The following is a 3245-nucleotide window of genomic DNA, read 5'->3' as shown; positions in this document are numbered from 1 at the left end:
CCGCCTTCGCTCTCGAAGTCGAGCAAGTCGCCCGGCTTGCAATCGAGTTCCGCGCACAGCTTTTCCAGCGTTTCGAAGCGGACGCCCTTTACCTTGCCCGATCGCAGCAGCGAGAGGTTGGTTTCGCTGATGCCGATCCGCTGTGCGAGATCCTTGGCGCGCATTTTCCGCCGTGCGAGCATGACATCGAGGGTGACGATGATCGGCATGGCTCAGACGATCTGCTCGTGATCGATCTTGATCGCGGCCGCGATCGCCTGAACCCGGCCGAGCAAGCGAACCGCAAGCCCGACACCGATCAGCGCGATCTGGGTGGTAATATAGGCACCCGTGACCGCGTCCATCGTTGCGCTCGCAGGGCCGACAAGCAGCGCGAGCACCCCGCTCGCGGTCAGCCAGTCGCCGACGCGCCCGATTGCGCGGCCGCTTTCGGGCGTCAGGACCGCGCCATCCTCATACGCTTTGAACAGCCCGCGTGCCGTCCAGATCGCGCCGAGCAAGGCCACGCTCGGCAACGCGCGCGCCGCGATCTCGACGAGATCGACCAGCGCAGACGTCGCGTCGGGCGTGCCGACGCTGAACAGCAGCGTCTTGAGCGGAACATAACTGACTTGGCTGAACAGCAGGAAACAGGAGATGCTGAAGCCCCATTCAAAGGCTTTTTTCAGCGAGCGGCTCTGACGCCGCAGCGCGTCGATCTGGGTGGTGGACATGCAAAGGCTCCTTAGCGTGCAGTGACGCGGACCGACCGCGCGGTGATCGCTTCAATCGAAAGGTGAGTCATTGGTCTTCCTTTCCGATGACGATGCTGACGCTGAGCGCAAGGCCGGCAACGTCGATGGCGATGTGTGTGCGCAGGACGCTTTCATACGAATGGGCGGTGCTCTGCCGTACCGAGAACGGCACCGCGCCACTGCAGCCGATGACCAGTGCGACCCCGCCGATCAGCGCAAGCCCTGCGCTCCCGCATTTGCGAACCATATCTTTGACCTCCGTCTTCATCTCATATCCTCATCTAATTTACGCAAAACATAAATAAAACTAAAAAATACGTCAATATGTTTTTTTGAAACGCACGGCGGTGCGGATGTTTCGCTGCCGTTCGCGGACAATTCGTTGAATCCTGAGGCCTTTTCCGCAGCTTCTGCGCGCGTCCAAATGACCCGCGCGGCCCATCGCAGCGAGGTTGACCACGGACGCCCTTGGGTGCCGAATTGCGCTTTGCCCGCTGGCCATTGCGTGGCGGACGGGGTGGTTTTACCACAGCCCGCAGGGAGGGACTTGTCATGCGGAAATCGAGCGTCTTGGGGGTCGTTTTGCTGGTCGCGCTGGCGGTCGGCGTGGCGCGCGCGGAAGTGTTGCAAGTGACCGGCGAGTTTCCCGCGGCCAACCGCGAGGCAAGCTTCCTGCGATCGATCTCGGTCGAGCGATTCGGCGGCACTGACGGGCCGACGCTCGCCATCGCGATCGAACGCGCGCTGACCAACAGCCAGTTCGAAGTGATTGGCGGCCGAGTCGGGCGCGATACCGCCGAGGGATCGATCTCGGGCGCGGTTTCGACCGGGGTCGACATGCAACCCTTCACGCGCAAGGACAAAAAGTGCGTGGAAAAGGCGGCGGACGGCAAATGCGTGAAGGAGGAGGAGGTCGAGATCCGCTGCATCCGCCGCATCATCGACCTGAACGCCGATATCCGGATCGTCCGCAACACCGACGGCAAGATTCTCTATTCGGAAGCGCGACCGTTCCGCGACGAAACGAGCTGGTGCGAGCGGCAAAGCCCCGATCGCACGGTCGAGGCCGCCGTGGCCGGGGCGATTCGCGATATCGCCGAATCGCTGCGCGGCGCGCTCGTGCCGCATGTCGACACCTATCAGGTCCGCGTGCGCGAGAGCACCAAGGGGCTACCCAAGGAAACCGCGCAGCGCTTCAAGGATCTGGTCAAACTGACCAAGCGCGATCCGCGTGCCGCGTGCGCCGGTTGGGACGCCCTGCAGGCCGAGGCCGCGGGCTATCCGTCGCTGCTGTTCAATCTCGGCGTGTGTGCCGAACAGCGTGGCGACTATGAGGTGGCGGTGAAGCTGTACACCGACGCCGTGCGCGCCGGTGCCGGGGAGGGGAATGAGGCGGCGAACCGCGCCACGCGCTTGATCGCCGGGCGCGCCGATGCGCGCGAGCGGGCGCGGCGGCGGGGCTGAGGTCGCGCCCGCTTTGAGCGCAAGCCGTGGGATGTGAGGCCCGCGCCGATGCGCGTATAGCGGTGGCATGACGCAGACGCTTCCTTTCTCGCTCGATCCCGATGCCGCCTGGCGCGCGTTCGAAGCGCGCGATCGGCACAGCGATGGCCGCTTCGTCGGCGCGGTGAAAACCACCGGCATCTATTGCAAGCCGAGCTGCCCGGCGCGCCACCCGAAGCGCGAGAATGTCGTGTTCTATCGCACGCCCGAGGAAGCGCGCGACGCGGGATTTCGCGCGTGTCTGCGCTGCACGCCCGATCAGGTCGGGCGCGACCGGGTCGCCGTGGCGCGCGCCGTCGCGCTGATCGAGGCGGCGGCGGAAACGTTGGGGCTCGACGAACTGGCCGCTTTGGTCGGCTATGCCCCGCACCATTTCCACCGGCTGTTCAAGCGCGCGACCGGAGTGACCCCGGCGGCCTATGCGCGCGGGCTAAAGGCGCGGGCGGCGGCGCACGCGCTCACCAGGGAGACGAGCGTGACCGAGGCGATTTACGAAGCGGGCTATTCGGCGCCGAGCCGATTCTATGAAGGCGCGGGCAAGCGGCTCGGCATGACGCCGAGCGCATGGAAGCGCGGCGGGGCGGGGGTGACGATTCGCTGGACGGTTGCCGATACCAGCCTCGGCCCGATGCTCGTCGCGGCGACCGATAAGGGGCTGTGTCGCGTGTCGTTCGACGAAAGCGAGGCGGCGCTTCGCGCGCGCTTCCCGCACGCCGAAATCGTCCCCGGCGGCGCGGCGCTCGCTGATCTGGCGGCGCAAGTCGTCGCCAGCGTGGAATCGCCCGATCGCGATCAGGATTTGCCGCTCGACGTGCAGGGCACCGCGTTTCAGGAGGCGATCTGGCAAGCGCTGCGCGCGATCCCGCTCGGCGAAACGCGCAGTTATGCCGAGCTTGCAGCCGAGGTCGGCAACCCCAAGGCGGTGCGCGCGGCGGGAACGGCGTGCGGCGCGAACCCGGTGTCGATCATCGTGCCGTGCCACCGTGCGCAGCGCACCGACGGGACGCT

At 65.9% G+C, this 3245-nt stretch carries 5 protein-coding genes; 2 read left to right on the top strand and 3 right to left on the bottom strand.

The features are described from left to right. From ABWP09_RS09455 to ABWP09_RS09445, 3 genes are all read right to left on the bottom strand, one after another. Positions 1–209, bottom strand: a 209-nt coding sequence (locus ABWP09_RS09455; protein WP_353204895.1) for a helix-turn-helix domain-containing protein, incomplete at its 3' end; no start/stop codon positions are given. A 3-nt stretch (positions 210–212) separates the two neighbouring features. Continuing rightward, on the bottom strand, positions 213–713 hold the full coding sequence (locus ABWP09_RS09450) for a hypothetical protein (protein ID WP_353204894.1): 501 nt from the start codon (positions 711–713) through the stop codon (positions 213–215). A 67-nt stretch (positions 714–780) separates the two neighbouring features. Then, entirely contained in the window at positions 781–1002 is a 222-nt protein-coding gene (locus ABWP09_RS09445) for a hypothetical protein (RefSeq protein WP_353204893.1), read from the bottom strand. Positions 1003–1286: 284 nt separating this feature from the next. Between ABWP09_RS09445 and ABWP09_RS09440 the strand changes: the two genes are divergently transcribed. Together ABWP09_RS09440 and ABWP09_RS09435 are read left to right on the top strand one after the other, a co-directional pair. Further along, entirely contained in the window at positions 1287–2198 is a 912-nt protein-coding gene (locus ABWP09_RS09440) for a hypothetical protein (RefSeq protein WP_353204892.1), read from the top strand. A 67-nt stretch (positions 2199–2265) separates the two neighbouring features. Further along, positions 2266–3245, top strand: a 980-nt coding sequence (locus ABWP09_RS09435) for a bifunctional transcriptional activator/DNA repair enzyme AdaA (RefSeq protein ID WP_353204891.1), incomplete at its 3' end; no start/stop codon positions are given.

The sequence above is a fragment of the Sphingomonas sp. genome, from assembly GCF_040398505.1.
Taxonomy (GTDB): domain Bacteria; phylum Pseudomonadota; class Alphaproteobacteria; order Sphingomonadales; family Sphingomonadaceae; genus Sphingomonas.
Note: the sequence above shows the minus strand (reverse complement) of the source record. Positions and strands in the feature narration are given on the sequence as shown.

Coding starts and splice junctions, on each gene's coding strand:
- ABWP09_RS09450 (WP_353204894.1), bottom strand. CDS start 713: ATGTCCACCACCCAGATCGACGCGCTGCGGCGTCAGAGCCGCTCGCTG.
- ABWP09_RS09440 (WP_353204892.1), top strand. CDS start 1,287: ATGCGGAAATCGAGCGTCTTGGGGGTCGTTTTGCTGGTCGCGCTGGCG.
- ABWP09_RS09445 (WP_353204893.1), bottom strand. CDS start 1,002: ATGAAGACGGAGGTCAAAGATATGGTTCGCAAATGCGGGAGCGCAGGG.